Source organism: Pseudomonas sp. 18.1.10, assembly GCF_024655625.1.
Taxonomy (GTDB): domain Bacteria; phylum Pseudomonadota; class Gammaproteobacteria; order Pseudomonadales; family Pseudomonadaceae; genus Aquipseudomonas.
Genome location: NZ_JANLGL010000024.1, coordinates 1 through 24918, shown reverse-complemented (window position 1 = coordinate 24918; position 24918 = coordinate 1). Strand labels below are relative to the sequence as shown.

Genomic DNA, 24918 nt, shown 5'->3' with positions numbered 1-24918 from the left:
GATCATGGGGTTTTTTCGTTCCTTCTCGTTCCCACGCGCTGCGTGGGAACGCATCCAGTGACGCTCCGCGTCACGCCACCTACTTACATGGGCGCTGGCTGGATAATCTCGACCCAGTACGCATCCGGGTCCTTGATGAAGGCCAGGCTCTTCATGCGGCCATCGCTCAGGCGTTTCTGGAAATCACAGCCCAGGGCTTCGAAACGCTCGCAGGCGGCCACGATGTCTGGCACGGAAATGCAGATATGGCCAAAACCACGCGGGTCAGTGTTGCCGTTGTGATAGGCAAAGTCGGCGTCGTTTTCGGTGCCGTGGTTGTGGGTCAACTCCAGGATGCCGGGGATCGACTTCATCCACTGCGTGCGTTCGGCGGCATCGACCGGGATCTGGGACTTGTCCACCAGCGCCAGGAAGTACAGGCTGAATTGCGCGTCCGGGAAATCGCGTTTCTCAACCAGGGAAAAACCCAGGACGCGGGTGTAGAAATCCAGCGACTTGGTGATGTCCTTGACCCGCAACATGGTGTGGTTGAACACGAAGTTCGAGGTGGCGGTGTCCGGTTGGGCGGTGACGCCCGGGAAAGTGTTCAGTTCGTGCAGGCTCATGGGCCCTCCAGAAAAAATGGGGCAAAGCGGTCCCTTGGCTTGCGGCAAGCATCCGTGCAGCCGGCCCATGATACGCAAGGCCTGGCCAGCGCGCCAAATGAAAAAGGTCACGCCGGCCTTGCGGCCCATGGGGGGCGGGGCTCAAACTTTGGCGCTTGAGCCTTGGGTGTTTTTCGCAATGATCGAATTTCGTAAACCGTTGTTGAGCGCTGTGTGTGTGCTGCTGGCAAGTCCGTGGGTGCTGGCGGCCGATCCGGAAATTCATTGGCCCAGTGGCTGGCAGGTTGAGGAAGTGGTGCCTGACGGCGAGTCACCGCCAAAGCCCGCCGTGGTATCACGCCAGCGCGCGATCAAGAACGATGAAAATGGCACGACCTTGATGGTCATGGAGTTGACCGCTACACCGATCGAGGCCGGGCACAAAGTTAATCTTCAGGGTGTGTTGCTGGAGATGCGCAAATCCATCCAGAAAGAATTTGCCCAGGGGGGCTATCAAAGTGTGTGTAGCAAAATGCATGCAACCACATTGAGCCGTCTTGATGCGCTGGAAACTACTTGCGTGATTACCGAGAACGGGCGGCATGTGCTCTCGCAAACATTGGTTGGCGCAGTTGATATCGATAAGGCGTATGTTTTTTCTTATGCCGGGCAGGCGCAAGCCTATGAGACCAGCAAGGAGGAAGTCACTTCGGTGCGCGACAGCCTGAAACTTTGAAGGCGTTGCATTGGTCGATTTTGAACAAAGTGAAATGTTAGTTAAGTTCGTTATCGAACCTGCAAAAAAAAGCCCCGCGTGTGCGGGGCTCTTTGTTACTGCGGTCTGATTAGCCGCGCAGCCAGGAATCTACAGTGGCGGCGCCATACTGTTCTTTCCAGGCTTTAAGGCCGCGGTGGTTGCCACCCTTGGTCTCGATCAGTTCACCGGTGTGCGGGTTGTGGTAAACCTTGACCACACGGGCGCGGCGCTGTTTGGGGGCGGCGGCAACAGCTGCACCGGCCTTGCCTGGGTTGGGATCAAGGATGGAGATGATGTCACGCAGGCTTTTGCCGTAGGTCTTCATCAGCGCTTGAAGCTTTTCTTCAAATTCGATTTCTTTCTTCAGGCCGGCATCATTCTTCAAGGTTTCCAGCTGGGCCAGCTGCTCTTGAAGGGCTTTTTCTGCTGCACGAAATTCGGCGAGTCTGGACAAAATCTGTACTCCAATTATGTAGTTGGCTGATATCAACTGCAGGCAAAGCTATAAGCCAAAAGCTTTAAGGGGGCTCAAAAAAAGAGACCTTTCTGCGTGTTTTGCACCGGCAGAAAAAATTGTAGTAGTTAATCCGCTGGGAGTAAATAACGTCTTTGTCTAAATAAGACTATTTCATGATGTTAGTCCGTGGCTATTCAATGGCTCGCCAGGGATGCAGTGAACTCATTGCAGGGTAACGGCCGGCCGAACAGATAGCCCTGTAGGAAATCCACGCCTTGTGCTGCCAGGTACTCGCATTGCTCCACTGTTTCCACGCCTTCTGCGACTATGCCCAGGTCGAGCTTGCCGGACAATTCTATGATGCTGTCCAGAATATGCCGCGAGAGTGCATCAACACCGATCATGGCGACAAAGCTTTGATCGATTTTCAAGTAATCGACATTGAAGTTGCGCAAGTAACCCAAGCTTGAATGGCCGGTGCCGAAGTCATCAATGGCGATCATCACCCCCAACTGGTGCAGGGCATCGAACAAGCGGCGGGTGGTATCGGTCGGCGTAATCAATTCGCGCTCGGTCAACTCCAGCACCAACGTGACCTGGCCAGGCGCGAAGGCGGCAAGAAACTCACGGCAATCTTGCACCAGGTCCAAGTCCTGGCAATGGCGCGCGGTGATGTTCACGCCGATGTGGAACCCCGGGCAGAAGCGCCCGGCATGGGGCGCGAGTTGCGCAGCGGTCTGGCGCAGCAACGAGCGGGTCATGGGCACGATCAGGCCGGAATGCTCGGCCAAAGGAATAAACAGGTCCGGGCGTACCAGGCCTTCCTTCGGGTGTTGCCAGCGCATCAAGACTTCACAGCCGGCCCATTCGCGGGTGTCGCCACGCACGACCGGTTGGAAATAGGGAATGAACTCGTTCGCGGCCAATGCCCGTTGTAGTTCGTGGGTAGGTGCCGAAGAACGCTTTTGCAGCCAATGCGCGAGGAGGCCGGCCAGTATGCCGAAGAACACCAACAGGCTGAAAAAACCCGGGTATCGGGCTTCCATATATCGCCACACTTCGCCTGCCGGCATACCGGCTTCCACGCTGTAGTCATAGCGCGTCGACGCCAAGTGCTGATGGGCCACGGCAAACTGCGGCACGGCGGTGTCGCGCACCTTGCCGTCGGCCCCCAGCCAGTGCGGGCCGACTTGCAAGACCAACTGCGCGTAGCGGCTTATCAGGCGCAGGGCGTTGGTCAAGTGGTAGCCGTCAATCGAGGCAAACGCCGCTTGATCGCCCTCGACCAGCCGATAAACCAGCAAGGCGGTATCGGGCGTCACCGGGTTGCCATTCATCAGCCACAGGCGGCCATCCACGTAGTCGTCCGGGTTGACCTTCGACGCGTAAGTATCACCAAACAGTGAGCTGCAATAGATGTTCTTCTGCCAGGACAAGGTCGTTGCGCGCACAAATGGCCGGCGTGTGACCTGCTCGCGCAGCGCCAGTTGTGCGGCACTGTCACACGGCTGGCCCGCCAGTGGCAGCAGGGCCTGGGCGGCGAGGGCAGTGTTGTCGAGCATCAGGTCGAATTGGCGCACGGCTTCCTGGGCGGTTCGCGTGGTGCTTTGTTCGAGGCTGCGTTCGGCTTGCCAGTACAGGATCACCACGCCCAGTGCGATCGGCAACACGGCGCTGAGGGATGTAATCAGGTAGCGACTGGCGCGGTTTCGCGGGCCGTTGAGAGTCAGGGGCATGGGGGTACGGCCTGTTGCAGTATGAAAAAACGCCAGAGGGCAATTCAGTTCTATTCGATGATAGTTGGCCGGGCCGGAATTAGCTTGCCCTACCTAGCCGTTCGGTCAGTGGGCGCCGTCAGAATAGTTACCAAACATCGAGCTGAGTGTTTCATTACAAGCAGCGGCCATGCACACGCTGCGCCAGTTGGATAAACGCCAGGGTCGCGGGTGATGACTGGCGTCGGTCCAATACCGCTAGCCCGATGGGGCGGGCGATTGCCGGGGCGAGAGGGCGGGACACGTAGCGTGGGTCCGCCACTGCAGGCAACGAACCTTCAGCCACCAGACTCACACCGTCGCCCCGGCTCACCGCTTCAAGGGTGCTTAACAACTGAGCGCAGCGAAAGCGCACTTTCGGTACCTGCCGTGCGTTGTTGAACACCCGAGCCACCAGTTCCGCCGAGCCGGCCTCGGTCAGGATAAAAGGGTCGTCGCACAACGCCTCCAGGGCGATGGCCGGGCGAGCGGCCAGCGCATGATCGGCAGGCAGCAGCGCCACCAACTGATCCTCGAACAACGCAAACGTGTCGAAACGTTCCTGCTCCAGCACCACAAACCCGACGTCGATGCGCCGTTCGTCCAGCCATTGCATCACCTGGCGATCCGGGCCCTCATCGATATGCACCTCGATCCCTGGATAGGCCAGGCGAAAGCGCTCCAGGACAGGCGGCAGCAACCGATTGGACGAGGTGGGCCCGAACGAGCCGATGCGCAACGTGCCGCGTTTCATCCCGCGGGCATCGGCGGCCTCCTGTTGCAGGGTGTTGGCCAGGCCGAGTATCGCCCGGGCGCGCAGCAACAGTTGCTGGCCGATGTCACTGAGTTCGACCTGGGACTGGTGACGCCGGAACAATTCCACCCCCCATTCCTGTTCCAGCGCCTTGATGGCGTGGGATACCGCCGATTGGCCGATACCCAGGCGGTGGGCCGCACTGGTAAAACCTTGCAGCTCGGCCACCAGGGAGAAGATTTCAAGTTGGGTCAGGGTCATGAGCAATTACTCATTTTACGATGATCGGGTATTAGCCGAAGAATACGCCAGTCCTTTCACCACCCGAGCATTTATTGATGAAGTTGTCCGCAGACCACCGCACCTACTGCAAGCTCGCGGCCGTGACGATGATCTGGGGCGGCACTTTTGTCGCCGGTCGTTACCTGGCGGCGAGTGTCGATCCGCTGCTGGCGGCGAGCCTGCGCTTTGTCGCGGCGAGCCTGGCGCTGTTGTTGTTCATGGCGTTTGCGCGCATCCCACTGGTGTGCCCGAGCCCGGCGCAACTGTTGCGGTTGGCGTTGCTGGGCTTCTGCGGGATCTATGTCTACAACCTGTGTTTTTTCTATGGCTTGCAGTCCATCAATGCGTCGCGGGCGTCGCTGATTGTCGCGTTGAACCCCGCCGTGATCGGGCTGGCATCCTGGCTGTTGTTCAAAGAGCGTTTCAGCAGGGCCAAGTGGCTCGGCATTACCCTGTGCCTGGGGGGCGCCGCGACTGTGATCGTCAGCCGCAACCCGCTGCTGCTGCAAGGTGGCGCGCAGGCCTGGCAGGGTGACCTGTTGATTTTTGGCTGCGTGGTGGGGTGGGGCGTGTACTCGCTGTTTTCGCGGGGGCTGAACCACAGCCTGGGGCCGTTGCAGACCGTGACCTGGTCAATTCTGCTGGGCACGGCGATGCTGGTGGTCACCACGCTGGCGACGGGGCGCCTGACTGTGGAGGGGCTCAGTGCGATTCATTCGCCCCAGGTGTTCAGCCTGCTGTACCTCGGGGTGCTGGGCTCGGCCCTGGCGTATATCGGTTATTACGATGGGCTGCGTCGCATCGGTGCCACCCGCGCCGGCGTGTTTATCGCCCTGAACCCGCTGACCGCAGTGGTCTGCGGTGCATTGCTGCTGGGTGAGCCGTTGACCTGGCCGATGCTCGGCGGCGGTGCGGTGATCCTGCTCGGCATCTACCTGTGCAATAAACCCCTTGCGCAGGCCAGGGCGATGGGGATTTGATAAGAGTACGGACAAATACGGTTACGCTGTGTAGAATCGATTTACGCATACAAGAATATGGACTTGCGCTCACGCAAGCCTCGGCCGTCAGAGACTGATGCAACCATGAAGCTACTGGGCTCCCCCCTCATCTTTGGTGACTTCCTCGCCCGCAGCGTGCGAGGCCTTTCCTGTGCGCCACCTTCCGACCTCATCCTTGCTCGCAATTAACCCTGTGTTTATTACAAGAATGATGAGGTGCCACCATGGCAGATCTATACGAAAACCCAATGGGCCTGATGGGCTTTGAATTCATCGAGTTCGCGTCGCCAACGCCGGGCACGCTTGAGCCGATCTTCGAGATCATGGGTTTCACCAAGGTCGCGACCCACCGCTCCAAGAATGTCCACCTGTACCGCCAGGGCGAGATCAACCTGATCCTCAACAACGAGCCCAACAGCATCGCCTCCTACTTTGCCGCTGAACACGGCCCGTCGGTGTGCGGCATGGCGTTCCGCGTCAAGGACTCGCAGCAAGCCTACAACCGTGCGCTTGAACTGGGCGCCCAGCCGATCCACATCGAAACCGGGCCGATGGAGCTGAACCTGCCCGCCATCAAGGGCATCGGCGGCGCGCCGCTGTACCTGATCGACCGTTTCGGCGAAGGCAGCTCGATCTACGACATCGACTTCGTGTTCATCGAAGGCGTGGACCGCAACCCGCAAGGCGCCGGCCTCAAGGTCATCGATCACCTGACCCACAACGTCTATCGCGGGCGCATGGCCTACTGGGCCAACTTCTACGAAAAACTGTTCAACTTCCGCGAAGCGCGCTACTTCGACATCAAGGGCGAATACACCGGCCTGACCTCCAAGGCCATGAGCGCGCCGGACGGCATGATCCGCATCCCGCTCAACGAAGAGTCCTCCAAGGGCGCCGGGCAGATCGAAGAGTTCCTGATGCAGTTCAACGGCGAGGGCATCCAGCACGTTGCGTTCCTCACCGAAGACCTGGTCAAGACCTGGGACGCGCTGAAGAAAATCGGCATGCGCTTCATGACCGCGCCGCCAGACACCTACTACGAAATGCTCGAAGGCCGCCTGCCAAACCATGGCGAGCCGGTTGACCAGCTGCAGGCACGCGGCATTTTGCTGGACGGTTCGTCCATCGAAGGTGACAAGCGCCTGCTGTTGCAGATCTTCTCGGAAACCCTGATGGGCCCGGTGTTCTTCGAATTCATCCAGCGCAAGGGCGACGATGGGTTTGGCGAGGGTAATTTCAAGGCGCTGTTCGAGTCCATCGAGCGTGACCAGGTGCGTCGTGGTGTGTTGACGGCTGACTGACGCGTTTCAACGATGAATAAGCCCGGTAGAGGACACCCTCTACCGGGCTTTCTACTTTCTGGGATGGAACGGTGGCGAGATTGCGGATCACAAAGATGGCAGGGCAGCAGGAATCAACCTGCCCCGCTGACAAGAGATCTTCGCTATGAACACAATCACCGCTGTACCCACCTCTTCGTTTGGCCCGCAAGTACACAGTGCGCCGATCCGCCCAAAGAGCAATATCGTGTTTTCCGAGGGTTGGCAGGCCGCCAACAACGCGCGCAAAACATTCATGAACACTATTCAATCGGAATTTCGGGATGGCACATTGAGTGCCAAAGGGCGAGAACTGGCCGATGCGTCATTGACGCGCAGCGCTCAAGGCACGCCTGGCATGCAGGTTTCGACTTTTGCGGTGGACGGTTTGCAGGCCAAAGACATCGCGGTAATCAAGCGCGTACCACCCAGCGCCGAAGAAACGAACTTCTTATTGTATGTACCCGAGGAACCAGGGCCATCCTTTCACGAATTCAACACGCGTGAAGAGATGACCGCCTGGGTCAAGAAACAAGCCGATGATCCCGAGAAGCAGGAGAAGTTTGCAGCCCATTTCGCGCCGCAGAGCAGACCCAGGCTCAAGGAAACGCTGACTCGGTTTGCAGATAACGATATCAACGCTGTGGTCGGAAGCTACGGTTATGAAAAAGGCGACATTTTCACCCGCTTGAATAAAGACATTACCGAGCCGCCTGTGCCCGTCAGGGGGTTGCGCAACACCTCTTTCAAGGCGTTCGACGATAGGGGGCAACCAACCTACAAAGGGTATTTGAAGGATGGGACGGAAGTGGCCTACAAGTACGACCCGTACGGAAACCTGCAGGGAAGCAGCGGCAAAAACAGGTTTTATTTTGTACGAAACGGGCTGAACAACAGTGATGCTCCACTCGTGCCGATGACCCTGAAACAGTGGGCCCGCCGGATCCACGGACAATCTATGGACAATGTTGGGGCCAATAATCTGGCGGGGATGTTTCACGAGTTCATCAGGCAGCTACGAAACCCCGGGGAAGGGCTGGCAACCGCATTGAAAGTGTTCGGCGTGCCTTCAGACATTGCCCACTCCATTGAAGAAATCGTCAAGAATCCGGTCAAAGGCACGTTACTGCAATTGAACCATGACAACCGACTGGGCAAGCTTTTTGGCGTAAGCAAGGACGCGATGGACAAGTGGCTTGAAGAGGTCGGCGGTGAAATCCAAAGCCGGATCCCCCGGTACGGTACTGTCAGGGACAATCTGGACACATTCGCAGACGTCCTGGAAAAATATGGCCCACCTGCCCCTGACACCGATACCAAAGTGACTGCGTAAACCTTTAAAAGGGGTACGGACACCCCGTTTCAACGCCCATCAAGTCCTGCGCTGACGCACCAGATGCTTGAAACCCTCATACACCAACACCATCACCGCCAGCCAGATCGGGATATAGGTCAGCCACTCGCCAGCTTTGATCCCTTCACCCAACAACAGTGCCACCCCCAGCAACAGCACCGGTTCGACATAACTGAGCAAGCCGAACAAGCTGAACGCCAGCAACCGACTGGCAATGATGTAGCTCACCAGCGCCGACGCACTGATAACCCCCAGCGTCGGAATCAACGCGTACAGCTTGGGCTGCGCATCCAGCACGGCAAACCCCTGCTCGCCGCTTTGCACAAACCACCACGCCACCGGCAACATCAGCGCCATGTCCAGCCAGAGCCCGCCCAGGTGGTCGGTCTTGAGGTATTTGCGCACCACGAAATACACCGGGTAACCGATGATGACCACCAGCGTTGCCCAGGAAAAACCACCGGCCTGATACAACTCGTTCAGCACCCCAAGGCCGGCAAAAAACACCGCCAGCTGTTGCAGCCGCGACAGTCGCTCACCCCAGACCAGGCGCCCGGTCAGCACCATGGTCAGCGGCAACAGGAAGTAACCCACCGACACATCCAGGCTGCGACCATTGAGCGGTGCCCACATGAACAACCACAACTGCACCCCCAGCAGGGCCGAAGAAACCAACACGCCCGCGATCAACTTCGGCTTGGCCGCCAGCACCCGCAGCAGTTCCCACACCCGTCGCCATTCGCCGCTGACAACCATGAACACCGTCATGCACGGCACGGTCAGCAGCATGCGCCAGCCGAAAATCTCCAGGCCGCTCAAGGGCGTGAGCAGTGACGTGAAGTAATACATCACGGCAAACAACACCGAGGCCAAAACCGATAACACCACACCTTTAGACACGCAGTCCTCGCGAAAGCCGATTGATACAAGAGAGGTGGGGATTATGGAGCTTTTGGCGTGAGAGGGTTGCGCTGTTTTGGGGCGCTTTTCAGGAAAATTTCTCGCGCCGTGCTGTCGGGCACAAGGTTGTCGTGGCGAGGGAGCTTGCTCCCGCTGGGCTGCGTAGCGGCCCCCAAGATTTTGGGAGCGCTGCGCACTCCAGCGGGAGCAAGCTCCCTCGCCACAACAAGTTCCCTAGCCACAGTGGGTTGGGTTATGGGCGGGCAGTGCGGCCCGAGACGAAATGGCTGACATCATTGAACCCCGGTGTAGACGAATGCCCCGGCGTGACCAACGTATCAATGAAGGCTTCATCCTCAGCCGTGATCTGCACGCCCAGCGCACCGGTGTAGGCATCCCACTGCGCCTCGGTGCGCGGCCCGACGATCGCCGAACTCACCGCCGCGTTGTTGAGCACCCAGGCAATCGCAAACTCGACAATCCCCACGCCGCGCCCTTGGGTGTATTCCTGGATCTGCTGGGCGATGCGCAGTGATTCCACGCGCCATTCGGTTTCGAGGATGCGCTTGTCCTGGCGTGCCGCGCGGCTGCCGGCCTCAGGCGTGACATCCGGCGCATATTTGCCACTGAGCACACCCCTGGCCAACGGGCTGTAAGGCACCACGCCCAAACCGTAGGCCGCCGCCGCCGTGATCTGCTCGACCTCCGCCTGACGGTTGACGATGTTGTACAGCGGCTGGCTGATTACCGGCTTATCCACGCCCAGGCGCTCGGCCACGCGAATCACCTCGGCGATGCGCCAGCCACGGTAGTTGGACAGCCCCCAATAGCGGATCTTGCCCTGGCGGATCAGGTCGCCAATCGCCGACACCGTGACGTCCAGCGGCGTGTCGTGGTCTTCGCGGTGCAGGTAGTAGATGTCCAGGTAGTCGGTGTCGAGACGGCTGAGGCTGGCTTCCAACGCGTTGAAAATACGCTTGCGGCTCAACCCGCTGCGGTTGGGCAGGCCGTCCGCCGGGCCAAAGCCGACTTTGGACGCCACCACCCAATCCTGGCGATGGCGGGCAATGGCTTCGCCCACCAGTTCCTCGGAGCGGCCACCGGTGTAGACGTCCGCCGTGTCGATAAAATTGATGCCCTGGTCCCAGGCCTTGTCGATGATGCGCAGCGAGTCCTCGGTGCTGGTCTGTTCGCCAAACATCATGGTGCCCAGGGTCAAGGCGCTGACTTTCAACCCGGACTGGCCCAACGTGCGATAAATCATGGATAACTCCTCCTGGTCGTGAAACGTGAGCCATGCAATACCAGACTCGAACGCTCTGGAACAAGCCCTGCACGCGTTTCTTCATGCACTCAGCAAAGCCTGGCAGCGTTCCTGTAAAAACCGCTGCAGCACTTTCACCCGCTCCGACACCTGCAGCCGGTGGGGGCACATCAGGTTGAAGGGCGCCGGTTCCCCCTGCCAGTCCTCGAACAACGGCACCAGCCGGCCAGCGCTGATATCGCCGACCACATCGAGCCGGGCCTTGTAGGCAATGCCGTGCCCGGCCAGGGCCCAGCTGCGCACGACCTCACCGTCGTCGCTGAGGAAATCCCCACTCACCTCGACCTCCTGCACCTGCGTGCCCCGCTGAAAGCGCCAGGTCTTGCTCACCTGGCCCTGGCGCATGTAGCGCAGCGCGCTGTGCCGGGCCAGGTCCATCGGCTCAAGCGGCGTACCGTGGCGCGCCAGGTAAGCCGGGCTGGCGCAGGCGACGCGGCAGTGCGCGGTGGCGATGGGCAGCGCCACCAGGCTAGAGTCCTGGGGCACGCCAAAGCGCAGGGCGATGTCGACGGTTTCGCGGAACAGGTCGGCGTTGCTGTCGTTGAGCAGCAATTGCAGGCGGATATTCGGGTGCTCGGCCTTGAACGCATCCAGCCAGCCCAGCAGCACATTGCGCCCGAAATCCGACGGCGCCGCCAGTTGCAGCAAGCCGCTCAAGCCCTGGCTTTGTTGCTTGAGCGCCAATTCACCTTCGGCCAAGGCCGCCAACGCCACGCGCACGCTGTCGAGGTAGCGCCGGCCTTCTTCGGTCAGGCGCATGCTGCGCGTGGAGCGGGCCAACAGGCGCATGCCCAAGCGGGTTTCCAGGCGTTTCAAGGCAATGCTGGCCGCCGCCGGGGTGAGGCCAAGCCCACGGGCGGCGGCCGACAGGCTGCCCGAATCAGCGGTGCGTACGAAGACTTCAAGGTCGAGAATCGAGCTCACTTGTAAATATCCTTTAAAGATCTTGTCGTTTTACCGGGATTTTTCGCCGATTGCCAAGCAGGGAAGATGAACGCTCACTTTTTCAACCAGGATATTTCTCCATGACTTCTTCCCTCAACGGCAAAACCGTCATCGTCATCGGCGGCAGCAGCGGCATTGGTGCCGCCGTGGCCAAGGCCGCCGCAGCCCGTGGTGCGCAGGTGGTATTGGCCGGGCGGCGCTTGGTCTCAGGCGTGGAAAACGGCCTGCGCAGCGAGCCGGTAGACGTCACCGACACCGCCTCGCTGCAACGCCTGTTCGCCAGCGTCGGGCGCTTCGATCATCTGGTCTACACCTCGGGCCCGAGTGTGCGCGCAAAAACCCTGATCGAGACCGACCTGGACGAAGCCCAGGACAACTTCAACGTGAAACTCTGGGGCGCGTTGCGGGCGATCCAACTGGCGCTGCCTTACCTCGATGCGCAGGGCAGTATCAGCCTGACCTCCGGGCAACTGGGCCGCAAGCTCGTACCAGGACAGTTCATCAAGGTCGGTATCAACGCCGCCACCGAAGCACTGGGCAAGCAATTGGCCAAGGAGTTGGCGCCGCGTCGGGTCAATGTGATCAGCCCGGGGGTGATCGATACGCCGGCGTATGCGGGGTTGGCGGAGGAACAGCGTCTGGCGATGTTCGCCAAGGCGGGCGGCGCGTTGCCGGTTGGGCGGGTCGGGCGGGCAGAAGAAGTGGCGGCGGGGTATGTGCTGGCCATGGAGAACGATTTTATGACCGGCGCGGTCATCGACATCGACGGCGGCGGCCTGCTCTAAACACTGATCCAACATGTGAATGGAGGCTTATGTGGGAGCGGGCTTGCTCGCGAAGACGGTGTGCCAGTCACCGAATGTATTGACTGATTGACCGCTTTCGCGAGCAAGCCCGCTCCCACATGGACGGCGTTATACCTTCAAGGTACGGGTCATCCGCAAGGCGAGCACACTGCCCGCCACAATCACCGCTGCCAGCAGGTACAACGCCAAATCCGTAGACCCCGTGGCATCTTTCACAAACCCGACGATATACGGGCTGAGGAACCCAGCCATCTGCCCCATCGAGTTGATTAACGCCAGCCCACCGGCCGCCGCGCCTGCGCTGAGCATCGCGGTGGGCACCGGCCAGAACATCGGCAGGCCGGTGAGGGCGCCCATCGTCGCGATGGTCAGGCCCAGAATGGCAATGGCCGGTGTGGTGGCGAAATTCACCGCGATCAACAAGCCCACGGCGCCCATCAGCATCGGCACCACCAAGTGCCAGCGCCGCTCCTTGCGCAAGTCGGCCGAGCGGCCCACCAGCAACATAAACACCGCCGCCAGCAGATACGGGATCGCACTCAGCCAGCCGATCACCAGGTTATCGCTGAAACCCAGGTTCTTGATGATCGACGGCAGCCAGAAGTTGATCGCGTACACACCGCTCTGGATGCAGAAGTAGATCAGGCCGAAGGCCCAGATCGCGGGGTTCTTGAACACTTCGGCGAGGGAGTCGGTGGTGGTTTTCGGTTTGTTGGCCAGGTCGGTCGCCTGGTCGGCTTCCAGCACGGCACGCTCGTGGGGCTTGAGCCATTTGGCGTTGGCGAAGCTGTCGCTGAGCAGGAAGTAGGCGAGGGCGCCGAGAATGACGGTGGGCACACCTTGCAGCAGGAACATCCACTGCCAGCCCGCGAGGCCACCTTGGCCGGCGGCGAAGTGGTTGAGAATCCAACCAGAGAACGGGCTGCCCAGCAAGCCGGACACCGGGATCGCCGACATGAACAGCGCCATGATCCGCCCACGGCGGAACGTCGGGAACCACTGCGAGAGGTACAGCACCACACCGGGGAAGAAGCCCGCTTCGGCGGCCCCGGTAAACAGGCGCAGGGTGTAGAAGTGCGTCGGCGTGGTGACGAACAGCAGGCACGTGGACAACGTCCCCCACACGATCATCATCAGCGCAATCCAGCGCCGCGGGCCAAACCGGGTCAGCGCCAGGTTGCTCGGCACGCCACACAGCACGTAGCCGATAAAGAAGATCCCGGCCCCCAGGCCGTACACGGTTTCGCTGAACTTCAACGCATCAAGCATCTGCAACTTGGCAAAGCCAACGTTTACCCGGTCGAGGTAGTTGAACAGATAGCAGATAAAGATGAAGGGGATCAGGCGCAGGGTGATGCGCTTGTAGATGGCGTTTTTATCGTCATCGGTGGCCAGTACGGCAGTGGCGCTCTGTGACATGGCAGTCTCTCTTTATTATGATTTTTCGCGATGCGAGGGTAACGTTGATCGCCCAAACAGTCTCGGCGACGTGACGGGGTACTGTCTTTGTGCCCACGCACAGCGAAGCACCCTTTGCGCTGTGCCAGTGAACAACCACCTTTCAGGAAGTTAGCCCCATGTTCGAGCTCGATCATGACTTGGCGCAGGATATTGTCGATCGCACCATGGCGATCCTGCCCTATAACGTCAATGTCATGGACAGTCAGGGGCTGATTCTCGGCAGCGGCGAGCCGGAGCGCATCAACACCCGCCACGAAGGCGCGCAACTGGTGCTGGCCAATGGACGCGTGGTGGAGATCGACGGCCAGACCGCCAAGCACCTCAAGGGCGTGCAACCGGGCATCAACCTGCCGCTGCTGCACGACCAACGCCTGATCGGCGTGCTGGGCATCACTGGCGAACCGGACGGGCTGCGCACCTACGCCGAACTGGTGCGCATGACGGCGGAAATGCTCGTCAGCCACCGCCACCAGCAAGCCGAACAACAATGGCGGCGCCAACGTTGCGATGACCTGCTGGCGTTGCTCCTGGCCGAAACCGGCGACTCCCCGCGCCTGGTGGACGAAGCCCAACAGCTGGGGCTCAAGCCACAGCTGGCACGCACGCCGTACCTGTTTGAGCTGGGCCCGGGCCAATCGGCCGAAGCCTTGAGTGCCTGGCTCGCATCGCGTTACCCGGACAGCTGGTGCGTCAGCTCGGCGCAGTTTTCCCTGCTCTGGTGCCGGCCCGCGGCGGCGCAGGTGGACAACCTGCGGTTGCTGGAAAAGCTCGAAGGCGCAGGCTGGAACATCCTGCGCGTCGCCGTCGGCGGGCAGGCCGATGGCCTGGCCGGCCTGCGCCGTTGCTACCGACGGGTTGGTGACTTGCTGGCCTACGGCCGCGATGTCCTGCCGCACTCACGACTGCTCACCCTCAACCGCTTTCGCCTGCCGGTGATGCTCTGGCGCCATCGCAACGATGATGCCCTGGACGAGTTGCTCAACCCGCTGCGCAAAGTGCTGGCCAAGGACAGCAACGGCCAGTTGCAGGCGACCCTGCGCAGCTGGTGCGAACACGACGGGCAAAGCCAGGCCTGCGCCGACGCCCTGGGCATCCACCGCAACAGCCTGCGCTATCGCATGGAGCGTATCGCCGAACTCAGCGGCGTCGACCCGCTGACCCTGGATGGCATGCTCGCTCTCTATCTCGGCGTGCAACTCTTGCCCCAGGCTTTGTCGGAATGAACAACAAAGCCAAAGCGTACTTGTGCATCTGACCGGCGTCATTGCTGCTGCCAACTGGCAGCATGGGCGTTATAAAAACCGGAGAAAGCCCATGAAAATCATCATCGCCCCCGACTCGTTCAAGGACAGCCTGAGTGCAGAAGGCGTCGCCCAAGCCATCGCGGCCGGGTTGGCCGAGGTCTGGCCTGCTGCGCAGCTGGTGCAATGCCCCATGGCGGACGGTGGTGAAGGCACGGTTGAGTCGGTACTCGCGGCGTGCAACGGCGAGTTGCGCAGCCAAACGGTGCAAGGTCCGTTGGGCGGCACGGTTGAAGCCCATTGGGGCTGGTTGGCCGAGAGCCACACGGCAATCATCGAGATGGCCGAAGCCAGCGGCCTGCAACTCGTTGCGCCAGGGCAGCGCGACGCCTGTTCCAGCACCACGTTTGGCACCGGGCAACTGATCCGCGCCGCCCTCGACCTGGGCGCCCAGCGCATCATCCTGGCGATTGGCGGCAGTGCCACCAACGACGGCGGCGCCGGTGCGATGCAAGCGCTTGGCGTGCAGTTGTTCGATGCTGAGGACCAGCCGTTGCCACCGGGTGGACTGGCCTTGTCGCGCCTGGCCCGGATCAATCTTGAGCGGTTGGACCCACGCCTGGCCGACGTACGTTTTGAAATCGCCGCCGACGTCAACAACCCACTCTGCGGCCCCCACGGCGCCTCAGCCATCTTCGGTCCGCAAAAAGGCGCGAATCCCGAACAAGTCCAACAGCTGGACGCCGCCCTCGGCCACTTCGCCGACCACTGCGCGCGCGCCCTGGGCAAAGACGTACGCGACGAACCCGGCAGCGGCGCGGCTGGTGGCCTAGGGTTTGCGGCCAAAGCCTTCCTTGGCGCGCAGTTTCGCGCCGGCGTCGAAGTGGTCGCCGAACTGGTCGGCCTGGATGCCGCCGTACAAGGCGCCGATCTGGTAATCACCGGCGAAGGTCGTTTCGATGCCCAGACCCTGCGCGGCAAGACGCCATTCGGCGTAGCACGCATCGCCCAGCAACACGGCGTGCCCGTGATCGTCATCGCCGGCACCCTGGGCGATGGCTACGAACAGATGTACGCCCACGGCGTGGATGCAGCGTTTGCCTTGCCTTCCGGCCCGATGAGCCTGGAGCAGGCGTGCAGCGAGGCGCCGGGGTTGTTGCGCGAGCGAGCGGCGGATATTGCGCGGGTGTGGCGGGTGGCTGCGCGGGGCTGATAGAGGCAACCGCCAGTGCCGTGACAGATCTGTCGATAATTACTATGATCCGTGCTTACTTTGAAGACTGGCCGACCTGGCCGGGCACGTTGGAAGCCGATCATGCAGATCAAGCGTTTTACCCTCGTCAATTTCCGCGGCATCGAGAAGATGGAGCTCGATTTCGAGGGTAAGCAGACTGTCGCTTTGGTGGGCGTCAATGGGGTGGGCAAGTCTTCGATTCTGGATGCGTTGGCGATTACGCTCTCATATCTGACTGCACGAATGGTCGGGCAGCCCTCGAAATCAAGAACGATTTCTAAAGATGACATTCGGGTCGGAGCCGAATATACAAGTCTGCATGTAGATCTTGCCTCAACCAACAACTACAAGGTTGACTGGACAATCGCACTTAACCGCAAGGCAGGTAGCTACGCCAAAGACCGCAGCAGTGACCTCAAACGTTTGAATAGTGCAACTGAGAACGCCGGGGTATTCATAGATCGCTATGAAATTGGCGATATTGAGCCCCGAATTTTTTTCCCTTTGGCTGTTTATTACGATGTTCACCGCGCCGTGCTGGAAGTCCCTTTACGAGCGCGCGAGCACGCGTACAGTGATGTCACTGCTGGCTTTGAGGGCGTCTTGGGTAGAGGTGGGGCAGACTTCAAGAAGTTTTTCAGTTGGTTCAGAAACCAAGAAGACCTCGAAAATGAGACCAGCCGAGATCAACCCGGTTATCGTGCGCCGGAACTCAGTGCGGTACGCAGGGCAATTGAAGCGTTTACCGGGTTTACGGATGTCAGGGTACGCCGCACGCCCTCTTTAAGAATGACGGTGCTCAAAGGCAACATCGAGCTGAATGTTTTACAGCTTTCGGATGGTGAGAAGTGTCTGTTAGCTATGGTTGGGGATTTGGCACGACGACTTACACTTCTGAATCGTTATTTGTCAGATCCGCTTGAGGGGGAATCAGTTGTTTTGATCGACGAACTCGACCTCCACCTCCATCCAGGCTGGCAACGCACCGTCGTCGCCAACCTGGAAAAAACCTTCCCAAACTGTCAATTCATCATTACCACCCATTCCCCACAGATCCTGGGTGAACTTCCAGCCGAGTCCATCATTCTTTTGAAAGACGGTCAGTATCTGGGCCATCCAGAACGCTCACTGGGTCTGCGCAGCGGCGAAGTGATTGAGGAGCTGATGGGCGGGTATGCCCAAAATCAAGCCGTCAGCCAGCAGCTCAGAAAAATCTATCGCGACCTGGATGACGACAATCTTGAATCCGCCCAAGCCAACCTTGTGCAATTGCGCGAGCGGGTCGGGAAAATTCCTGATGTCTTGGAGGCCCAAGCCAATATCGATTCTTTGAGGTCACTGGAAGAGGGCGAGGCGTGAGGTCGATCAAAAAGGGGGCCGAGCCACGGGCCTTGATTGAATGGCGAAGGGAAAATCGCGACAAACCGCAAAATCTCTTTTATGGCAAAGGCAGCAGTTTCCCAAGTGAGCCCGTACGCCAGGCGCTCTTGAAAGAGCAGTTTCATTTGTGTGCCTATACCCTGCGCCGATTACCGACAACGGCTGAATGCCAGGCAAAGGATCAGGGCACGCAATTCAGTTGCCACATTGAGCATGTCCTTCCACAAAAACACTACAAGCCTGAAAGCACCGTCTACACCAACCTGGTCGCGTGCTACCCCTCCAGCCAAACCAAGGTCGCGTGCGGTTATGGCGCCGTGGAAAAAGATGACTACGATTGCGCCCGGCAGCCGTTTGTTTCTCCGCTGGCAGCCAATGTCGAACGCTTTTTTCGATACTCTAGCGACGGCTATGTGGAAGGGTTGACCCCCGAGGCCATTGCGACTGTCGAAGTTCTCAAACTCAATCACCCAACACTGGTCAATGATCGTGCGGCCGTCATCAAAGGCCGGCTCAAACCCCGCGGCACGCCCGTCTCCGCCGCTTCCGCCCGACGCCTGGCTAATGAAGTCGACACGCCCGACGCCCAGCACTGCCTCCCCGAATACTGCCAGGCACTCAAGCAACAGGCAGAACGTCATGCACTGCAGCTGGAAAAGCGTGCTGCGCGCGTACGCGGTCAAGCCCGGCCGTAACGGCTACCCTCGCGAACCACAGACATGGGACAATCCGCGCCATTTTTCGACACGGAGAGTCCCCATGCTGCGCCCCGCATTCCTGGCCCTGTTGCTGTCCAGCGTCGCCACCCAAGCCCTCGCTCAACCACCCGCTGAAACCGTGCCACTGCTGCGTGAAATCAAGCAGTGGGTTGTCGGTTGCGACAACCTGCGCAATTGCCATGCCCTCAGCGCCCCCAGTGGCGTGGATGAAGAGGACTACAGCTCGCTGACCCTGCATATCTGGCACCAAGCGGGTCCCGAGGGTTTTCTGCGCTTGCGCTTCGATCACCGTGGCGAAGGCGTAGACCTTTCTACTTTGCAGCTGGACGGTCAGCCTCTAGGGCTGGAGCTGACGCGCGATTTGCAGCTTGAGTTGGACGACCAAGGCAATGACCCCGAAGCGCAGTCCTTCGGGGTGATCGACGAGGCGGCGGCACGGCGCTGGTTACAGCGGCTGCGCAATGGCCAGCGCTTGCAGTTGCCAGGCGATGAACAGGCGCACGTTTCACTGAGCGGGCTAAGTGCGTCATTGCTGTTGATGGATGCCGTGCAGGGGCGGGTGGATAACGTCACCGCGCTCGCCCGACCGGGCAAGGGCGCGGCCAGTGAAGTGCCGCCGCGTTTGCCGGCACCGGTGTTGCGCCAATTCACTCACGCGCCGCCGCTGACCGCGCAAGAACAAGCCGGGCTGGTAGCCGCCGCCTTGAAGGCAGTCACACCGGAAGAGGGTGAACCGGAGGCCAACGCTGGCGCCCTCACCGCTGGGCAGGCAATGACAGTGGTGCGTTATGACTGCGCGGCCTACAACTGCGAGTACGCCGTCAGCAGCCGGCAGCGGCAAGCGCCCTACACGGAAACCCGGCTTGACCTTGAACCGCTGCCCCTGGACGGCGCGGCGCTACAAGGCTCGGTCGGCTATGACGAAGCCACCGGCACCCTCAGTTATTTCTACAAACAGCGTGGGATTGGTGATTGTGGCGCTGGCGGCGTCTGGGTATTCGACGGCAGGTCGTTCCGGCTCAGTGAATTCCACATGATGCCGCGCTGCACGGGCTTGGGCTACGGTGATTGGCCGTCGTTGTGGTCAACCGTTCCAGCACCCTAGCCAGCGGGCCCGCGTGGCCTCTACACTGGTCGGCCACATGTCTTTCAAAGGATGAAACAGCATGCACACGCCTGAACCCCATATCGTCATCCAGCGCTTTACCGAGGCCCACCTTGAGGGCGTCGCCGCGCTCTATAACGAACCGGCGGTGTGCCGACAGGTGCTGCAAATGCCTTTCCAGTCGGTGCAGGCGTGGCGCAATAAACTGGAGCTGGACAACGAGCGGCGCCTGCAACTGGTGGCGGTGCATGGCGGCGAGGTGATCGGCCAACTGGGCCTGGAACAACTGCTGCGTGTGCGCCGCAGCCATGTCGGCTCGTTCGGCATGGGCGTGGCGCCGGCCTGGCAGGGCAAGGGTGTGGGCTCGCGCCTGTTGGCGGCCGCGCTGGACGTGGCCGACAACTGGATGAACCTGCGCCGCGTCGAACTGACGGTGTACGCCGACAACGAAGCCGCAGTGCAGCTGTATCGCAAGTTCGGCTTCGAGGTTGAAGGCCGCATGCGCGATTTTGCCCTGCGCGACGGCGTGTTCGTCGATACCGTGAGCATGGCGCGCCTGCGCCAATCGGCTTAGTCCTGCAACGCAAACGCCACCGCAGCCTGCGCATGCAGCTCGGTGGTGTCCAACAGCGGCAGGTCGCTGTGCTCCGGTTTAATCAGCAGGCCGATTTCCGTACAACCCAGGATGATCGCCTGGGCGCCGCGTGCGGCCAGGGACTCGATCACCCCCTGGTAGACCTGGCGCGACGCGTCGCTGATTACGCCGACACACAACTCCTCATAAATGATCCGGTGCACGGCCTGGCGCTCGTCAGCCTCAGGCACCAACACGGTCAAACCATGCCCAGCCAGGCGCGATTTGAGAAAGTCCTGCTCCATGGTGAACGCCGTGCCCAGCAGGCCGACGGTCAACGTACCTGCGGCAACCGCCGCCAACCCTGCGGCATCGGCAATGTGCAGGAACGGAATCGACACCGCCGCCTCGATACGCGGCGCCACCAAGTGCATGGTGTTGGTACACAGCACCACGCAATCGGCACCGCCGGCTTGCAGGCGACGAGCGGCGTCTTCGAGGATCAGCGCGGTGTCGTCCCAGCGCCCGGCGTGCTGGGCTTGCTCCACCGGGCCGAAGTCCACGCTGTACATCAACAGTTGCGCCGAGCGCAGCGGGCCGAGTTGGTCGCGTACGCGCTGGTTGATGATGCGGTAATACTCGGCGCTGGATTCCCAGCTCATGCCGCCGATCAGGCCGATGGTGCGCATGCGATGCTCCTTACGTGGAAAGTCGCTTCACCTTACCCATCGGCCGCCGAATAGTCATACGCAGTTGCCCAGCAAATCACCGGAGCAGTTTTACATGTCCAGGTTGATCCAGCCCGGTTTGGCCTGCTCCGGCGCGACGGCGTTGACCTGTTTGCCGGTGGCCTGTTCCACCCGCCGCGCCACGTCCGGGTCGTCGGCGAAAGGGATCAGGCTGGCTTCATCCAGGCTTTTCTCGGATTGCCCGCGCAAGCAATATTCCACGGCGCCATACAGGCACAGCAGCATCAGCCAGCCCCACATCAGGCAATCCGCGCGTCGAGCTGCGCCATGCGCACATCCGCCGCACGCACCGTGCGCCAGGTGTTGTACGCCATCAGCAACATGCCCGTAAGGAAAAACACGCCCCCGGCGAAACGCACCACAAACCCTGGATGGCTGGCCTGCAACGCCTCGACGAACGAGTAGGTGAGGGTGCCGTCATCGTTCACCGCCCGCCACATCAAACCCTGGGTAATGCCGTTGACCCACATCGACGCGATGTACAGCACGGTACCGATGGTGGCCAGCCAGAAGTGCAGGTTGATTAGCGGCACGCTGTGCATCTGCTCGCGACCGAACACCTTGGGGATCATGTGGTACAGCGCGCCGAACGTGATCATCGCCACCCAGCCAAGTGCCCCGGCGTGGACGTGGCCGATGGTCCAGTCGGTGTAGTGGGAGAGGGCGTTGACGGTCTTGATCGCCATCATCGGCCCTTCAAAGGTGGACATGCCGTAGAACGCCAAAGACAGCACCAGAAAGCGCAGGATCGGGTCGGTACGCAACTGATGCCAGCCACCGGACAGGGTCATCATGCCGTTAATCATCCCACCCCAGCTCGGCGCCAGCAGGATCAGCGACATCGCCATGCCCAATGACTGCGCCCAATCCGGCAGCGCGGTGTAGTGCAAATGGTGGGGGCCGGCCCAGATATACAGGGTAATCAGCGCCCAGAAGTGCACGATGGACAAGCGATAGGAATACACCGGCCGCCCGACTTGTTTCGGCACGAAGTAGTACATCATCCCCAAAAAGCCCGTCGTCAGGAAAAACCCCACGGCGTTATGCCCATACCACCACTGCACCATTGCATCGGTCGCCCCGGCATACACCGGGTAGGACTTGAACCAATCCACCGGAATCGCCAAGTGGTTGACCACGTGCAGCATGGCGATCACTAGGATGAACGCGCCAAAAAACCAGTTGCCCACGTAGATATGCCTGGCCTTGCGCTGCACCACAGTGGTGAAGAACACCACCGCGTAAGCCACCCACACCACGGCCATCCACACCGCGCCGGAGAACTCGATTTCCGCATATTCCTTGGTGGTGGTGTAGCCCAGCGGCAGGCTGACCAGCATGATTACGATCACCGACTGCCAACCCCAAAACGTGAACGCGGCCAGGCGATCGGAATACAGCCGCACCTGGCAGGTGCGCTGTACCGCGTAATAGCTGGCGGCAAACTGGGCGCTGCCGGCGAAACCAAAGATCACCAGGCTGGTGTGCAAAGGGCGCAAGCGGCCAAAGGTGGTCCAGGGCAGGTCCAGGTTCATCTCGGGCCAAACCAGTTGCGAGGCGATCCACACGCCCATGGCCATGCCGACCACGCCCCACACGATGGTGGCAATGACGAATTGACGGACGACTTTATAGTTATAGGCCTGCCCGATTGTTGCTGTGCTCATGCTCAGTCCTCCCACGGTTCCAAGTGGCGGGCACTGTAGGAAGGGTGGGTAAAACAAAACAGGCTCAGAAAAAGCTCATTACTGCGGATCAGTTGTTTCAGCCTGAAAACGCGGCTTTCAGGCGATCTGATCCGCTTTTTAACACTGCACCTGAATCTTCAACGCGCTGCGCCGTAGGTGCATAGTCGCCCCCATCATTTGATGAGGCCGTGCTATGTACCAATACGACGCATACGACCGGGCGCTGGTGTTCGAGCGCGTGGCGCAGTTTCGTGACCAGGTCCGGCGCTATATCGCGGGGGACTTGAGCGACGCGGAGTTTCTGCCATTGCGCCTGCAAAACGGCCTGTACCTGCAAAAGCATGCCTACATGCTGCGGGTGGCGATTCCCTACGGCACCCTGAGCGCCGAACAACTGCGCACCCTGGCCAGCATCGCGCGGGATTACGACCGGGGTTACGGCCACTTCACCACGCGGCAGAACCTGCAATTCAACTGGATCGAATTGCACCAGGTGCCCGACATCCTCGAACGCCTGGCCCATGTGAACATGCATGCCATCCAGACCTCCGGCAACTGCGTGCGCAATATCACCACCGAAGCTTTTGCCGGGGTAGCGGCCGACGAGTTGCTGGACCCGCGCCCACTGGCGGAGATCCTGCGCCAATGGTCGACCATCAACCCGGAATTCCTGTTCCTGCCGCGCAAGTTCAAGATCGCCATTTGTTCGGCCCGTGACGACCGTGCCGCGATCATGATGCATGACATCGGCCTGTACCTTTACCACGACCGCCAGGGCAACAAGCTGTTGCGCATGATGGTGGGCGGCGGCCTGGGACGCACGCCGATCCTGGGTGTACAGATCCGCGAAGGGTTGCCGTGGCAGCACCTGTTGTCCTACGTCGAGGCGGTACTGCGGGTGTACAACCGCCATGGCCGACGGGACAACAAATACAAGGCGCGCATCAAGATCCTGGTCAAGGCCCTGGGCATCGAGGCGTTTGCCCGCGAGGTGGAGGAGGAGTGGCAGTACCTGCGCGACGGCCCGGCGCAATTGACCGACGCCGAATACGCGCGCGTGGCCGCGGCTTTTGTCCCGCCCACCTATGCAAACCTGCCGGGCACCAGCCTGGCCTACGGCACCGCGTTGACGGAAAGCCCCGCGTTTGCCCGTTGGGTCAGCCGCAATGTCATGCCGCACAAAGTCCCGGGCTACACCAGCGTGGTGCTGTCCACCAAACCGGGGATCAGCGCACCGCCCGGCGACGTCACGGCCGAGCAAATGGACGCGGTGGCGCAATGGTCGGAACGCTTCGGCTTTGGCGAAATCCGCATCGCCCATGAACAGAACATCGTCCTGCCAGATGTGCCCAAGGAACACCTGCATGCCTTGTGGACACAGGCCTGCGTCCACGGCCTGGGGGCGGCGAACGTCGGCCTGCTGACCGATATCATCGCCTGCCCGGGCGGCGACTTCTGCGCCTTGGCCAACGCCAGATCAATCCCCATCGCCCAGGCGATCCAGCAACGCTTCGACAACCTCGACTACCTGCATGACCTCGGCGAGATCAGCCTGAACATCTCCGGCTGTATCAATGCCTGCGGCCATCACCACATCGGCAATATCGGCATCCTCGGCGTGGATAAAAATGGCAGCGAGTGGTTCCAGGTCACCCTGGGCGGCGCCCAGGGCAATCACAGCGCCCTGGGCAAGGTGATCGGCCCCTCGTTCAGCGCCGCCGAGATTCCCGATGTGATCGCACGGGTGATCCACACCTTTGTGCGCTACCGCGAGAGTGAAGAGCGCTTTGTCGACACCGTGCAGCGCATCGGCCTGGAACCGTTCAAGGAGCGGGTCTACGCGGGGCGGTTGGTGGACGCGTGAGGCGTTAGTCATACGCGCCGGTGTTGCATCTGCCATGATCGGCCTTCGCAACCTGGCTCACCGGAGGAGATCCGCAATGGACGACGTACAACAACTGGGCGAGATGCTTCGTCATTACGCCGACAGCGAAGCGCACAAGAAGCAGCAATTCGACGTGCAATCCGCCCGTTGGACGCAAAAGCTCGGCGAGTTGTTCGGCCAGATCGAGCTGTGGCTGGAGCCGGTCAAGCAGGTGGGCTTGCTGGAGGTGTACCGTGAAGCCTACGTCGCCAGCGGCCCCAGCGTGCCGCTGGAGACCTCGACCTTCAAGACCGAGAAGCTCACGGTGCAGATCACCGGCAAGAGCGTCGAGTTTGTGCCGGACGTGATGGGCGCAGGCGGGCTGATCTCGGTGTCGGTGATGGGCCTGACGGCCGCCCGCCACGGCAGCGTGTCGCTGGTGCTGCCGGCGGACAAGAACGACTGGCTGTGGAAGAAGACCAATGGCCTCAAGGACCCCGACACCTTTGGCTTTGATGCGAACTTCCTGGCGTCGCAGTTGCAGAGCCTGATCCCGCGCGAACGCATGTAAGGCTCAGGCTGCCGAGCAACCTGTGTGGCGAGGGAGCTTGCTCCCGCTGGAGTGCGCAGCGCTCCCAACATCTTGGGGCCGCTGCGCAGCCCCTG

General features: G+C 60.7%; 24 protein-coding genes. 13 read left to right on the top strand and 11 right to left on the bottom strand.

All coding sequences use genetic code 11. The features are described from left to right. Window positions 1–83: 83 nt before the first annotated feature. Window positions 84–605, bottom strand: a complete 522-nt coding sequence (gene gloA / locus NUV89_RS06710; RefSeq protein ID WP_257780715.1) for a lactoylglutathione lyase — start codon at window positions 603–605, stop codon at window positions 84–86. A gap of 178 nt (window positions 606–783) precedes the next feature. Here gloA and NUV89_RS06705 point away from each other — a divergent pair, with 178 nt between their 5' ends. Continuing rightward, window positions 784–1320: a DUF4946 domain-containing protein gene (locus NUV89_RS06705; RefSeq protein ID WP_257780733.1), complete on the top strand. Its 537-nt coding sequence runs from the start codon at window positions 784–786 to the stop codon at window positions 1318–1320. 109 nt (window positions 1321–1429) lie between these two features. Here NUV89_RS06705 and NUV89_RS06700 read toward each other — a convergent pair whose 3' ends face one another. The 3 genes from NUV89_RS06700 to NUV89_RS06690 all read right to left on the bottom strand — a co-directional run bounded on the left by NUV89_RS06700 (window position 1430) and on the right by NUV89_RS06690 (window position 4567). Further along, entirely contained in the window at window positions 1430–1795 is a 366-nt protein-coding gene (locus NUV89_RS06700; RefSeq protein ID WP_257780714.1) for a histone-like nucleoid-structuring protein, MvaT/MvaU family, read from the bottom strand. A 197-nt stretch (window positions 1796–1992) separates the two neighbouring features. Then, window positions 1993–3534, bottom strand: coding sequence for an EAL domain-containing protein (locus tag NUV89_RS06695; protein ID WP_257780713.1), 1542 nt, complete (start codon window positions 3532–3534; stop codon window positions 1993–1995). A gap of 154 nt (window positions 3535–3688) precedes the next feature. Beyond that, a complete protein-coding gene (locus NUV89_RS06690; protein ID WP_257780712.1) occupies window positions 3689–4567 on the bottom strand; it encodes a LysR family transcriptional regulator in 879 nt (292 codons plus the stop codon). A 77-nt stretch (window positions 4568–4644) separates the two neighbouring features. Here NUV89_RS06690 and NUV89_RS06685 point away from each other — a divergent pair, with 77 nt between their 5' ends. From NUV89_RS06685 to NUV89_RS06675, 3 genes are all read left to right on the top strand, one after another. Then, entirely contained in the window at window positions 4645–5568 is a 924-nt protein-coding gene (locus NUV89_RS06685) for a DMT family transporter (protein ID WP_257780711.1), read from the top strand. Window positions 5569–5813: 245 nt separating this feature from the next. Beyond that, the gene (gene hppD, locus NUV89_RS06680) at window positions 5814–6890 is read left to right on the top strand and encodes a 4-hydroxyphenylpyruvate dioxygenase (protein ID WP_257780710.1); all 1077 of its coding nucleotides are present in this window, start codon (window positions 5814–5816) and stop codon (window positions 6888–6890) included. Window positions 6891–7035: 145 nt separating this feature from the next. After that, entirely contained in the window at window positions 7036–8241 is a 1206-nt protein-coding gene (locus NUV89_RS06675) for a dermonecrotic toxin domain-containing protein (protein WP_257780709.1), read from the top strand. A gap of 39 nt (window positions 8242–8280) precedes the next feature. On the opposite strand, the gene rarD is transcribed toward NUV89_RS06675, so the two are convergent. The 3 genes from rarD to NUV89_RS06660 form a co-directional block, all read right to left on the bottom strand. Further along, on the bottom strand, window positions 8281–9162 hold the full coding sequence (gene rarD, locus NUV89_RS06670; protein WP_257780708.1) for an EamA family transporter RarD: 882 nt from the start codon (window positions 9160–9162) through the stop codon (window positions 8281–8283). A 253-nt stretch (window positions 9163–9415) separates the two neighbouring features. After that, window positions 9416–10426: an aldo/keto reductase gene (locus NUV89_RS06665; protein WP_257780707.1), complete on the bottom strand. Its 1011-nt coding sequence runs from the start codon at window positions 10424–10426 to the stop codon at window positions 9416–9418. A gap of 81 nt (window positions 10427–10507) precedes the next feature. Further along, complete coding sequence (locus tag NUV89_RS06660) at window positions 10508–11410, bottom strand: LysR family transcriptional regulator (RefSeq protein WP_257780706.1); 903 nt, start codon at window positions 11408–11410, stop codon at window positions 10508–10510. A 101-nt stretch (window positions 11411–11511) separates the two neighbouring features. Between NUV89_RS06660 and NUV89_RS06655 the strand changes: the two genes are divergently transcribed. After that, window positions 11512–12216, top strand: a complete 705-nt coding sequence (locus tag NUV89_RS06655) for an SDR family oxidoreductase (protein WP_257780705.1) — start codon at window positions 11512–11514, stop codon at window positions 12214–12216. A gap of 129 nt (window positions 12217–12345) precedes the next feature. On the opposite strand, the gene NUV89_RS06650 is transcribed toward NUV89_RS06655, so the two are convergent. Next, on the bottom strand, window positions 12346–13656 hold the full coding sequence (locus NUV89_RS06650; RefSeq protein ID WP_257780704.1) for an MFS transporter: 1311 nt from the start codon (window positions 13654–13656) through the stop codon (window positions 12346–12348). Between the two features lie 158 nt (window positions 13657–13814). Here NUV89_RS06650 and NUV89_RS06645 point away from each other — a divergent pair, with 158 nt between their 5' ends. The 6 genes from NUV89_RS06645 (at window position 13815) to NUV89_RS06620 (ending at window position 19951) form a co-directional block, all read left to right on the top strand. Next, window positions 13815–14921 carry a sugar diacid recognition domain-containing protein gene (locus NUV89_RS06645; RefSeq protein WP_257780703.1) on the top strand — a complete coding sequence of 369 codons (1107 nt, stop codon included), beginning with the start codon at window positions 13815–13817 and terminating at the stop codon, window positions 14919–14921. 91 nt (window positions 14922–15012) lie between these two features. After that, window positions 15013–16152, top strand: a complete 1140-nt coding sequence (locus NUV89_RS06640; RefSeq protein ID WP_257780702.1) for a glycerate kinase — start codon at window positions 15013–15015, stop codon at window positions 16150–16152. 102 nt (window positions 16153–16254) lie between these two features. Then, the gene (locus NUV89_RS06635; protein WP_257780701.1) at window positions 16255–17532 is read left to right on the top strand and encodes an AAA family ATPase; all 1278 of its coding nucleotides are present in this window, start codon (window positions 16255–16257) and stop codon (window positions 17530–17532) included. After that, window positions 17529–18248 (top strand): hypothetical protein, encoded by a 720-nt coding sequence (locus tag NUV89_RS06630; protein WP_257780700.1) that lies wholly within the window; start codon window positions 17529–17531, stop codon window positions 18246–18248. Before NUV89_RS06635 ends, NUV89_RS06630 begins: the two co-directional genes overlap by 4 nt. Window positions 18249–18312: 64 nt before the next feature. Next, window positions 18313–19377 carry a DUF1176 domain-containing protein gene (locus NUV89_RS06625; protein ID WP_257780699.1) on the top strand — a complete coding sequence of 355 codons (1065 nt, stop codon included), beginning with the start codon at window positions 18313–18315 and terminating at the stop codon, window positions 19375–19377. Between the two features lie 61 nt (window positions 19378–19438). Continuing rightward, complete coding sequence (locus tag NUV89_RS06620; protein WP_257780698.1) at window positions 19439–19951, top strand: GNAT family N-acetyltransferase; 513 nt, start codon at window positions 19439–19441, stop codon at window positions 19949–19951. Here the strand turns inward: NUV89_RS06620 and NUV89_RS06615 are convergent. The 3 genes from NUV89_RS06615 to ccoN form a co-directional block, all read right to left on the bottom strand. Continuing rightward, window positions 19948–20640: an aspartate/glutamate racemase family protein gene (locus tag NUV89_RS06615; protein ID WP_257780697.1), complete on the bottom strand. Its 693-nt coding sequence runs from the start codon at window positions 20638–20640 to the stop codon at window positions 19948–19950. The genes NUV89_RS06620 and NUV89_RS06615 overlap by 4 nt on opposite strands. Window positions 20641–20730: 90 nt before the next feature. After that, window positions 20731–20940, bottom strand: coding sequence for a cbb3-type cytochrome c oxidase subunit 3 (locus NUV89_RS06610; protein ID WP_017735569.1), 210 nt, complete (start codon window positions 20938–20940; stop codon window positions 20731–20733). Next, on the bottom strand, window positions 20940–22367 hold the full coding sequence (gene ccoN, locus NUV89_RS06605) for a cytochrome-c oxidase, cbb3-type subunit I (protein WP_257780696.1): 1428 nt from the start codon (window positions 22365–22367) through the stop codon (window positions 20940–20942). The genes NUV89_RS06610 and ccoN overlap by 1 nt, the downstream gene beginning before the upstream one ends. Window positions 22368–22581: 214 nt before the next feature. Here ccoN and NUV89_RS06600 point away from each other — a divergent pair, with 214 nt between their 5' ends. Both NUV89_RS06600 and NUV89_RS06595 read left to right on the top strand, forming a co-directional pair. Next, complete coding sequence (locus tag NUV89_RS06600; protein ID WP_257780695.1) at window positions 22582–24252, top strand: nitrite/sulfite reductase; 1671 nt, start codon at window positions 22582–22584, stop codon at window positions 24250–24252. A 76-nt stretch (window positions 24253–24328) separates the two neighbouring features. Continuing rightward, window positions 24329–24823 (top strand): hypothetical protein, encoded by a 495-nt coding sequence (locus tag NUV89_RS06595; protein ID WP_257780694.1) that lies wholly within the window; start codon window positions 24329–24331, stop codon window positions 24821–24823. Window positions 24824–24918: the final 95 nt, after the last annotated feature.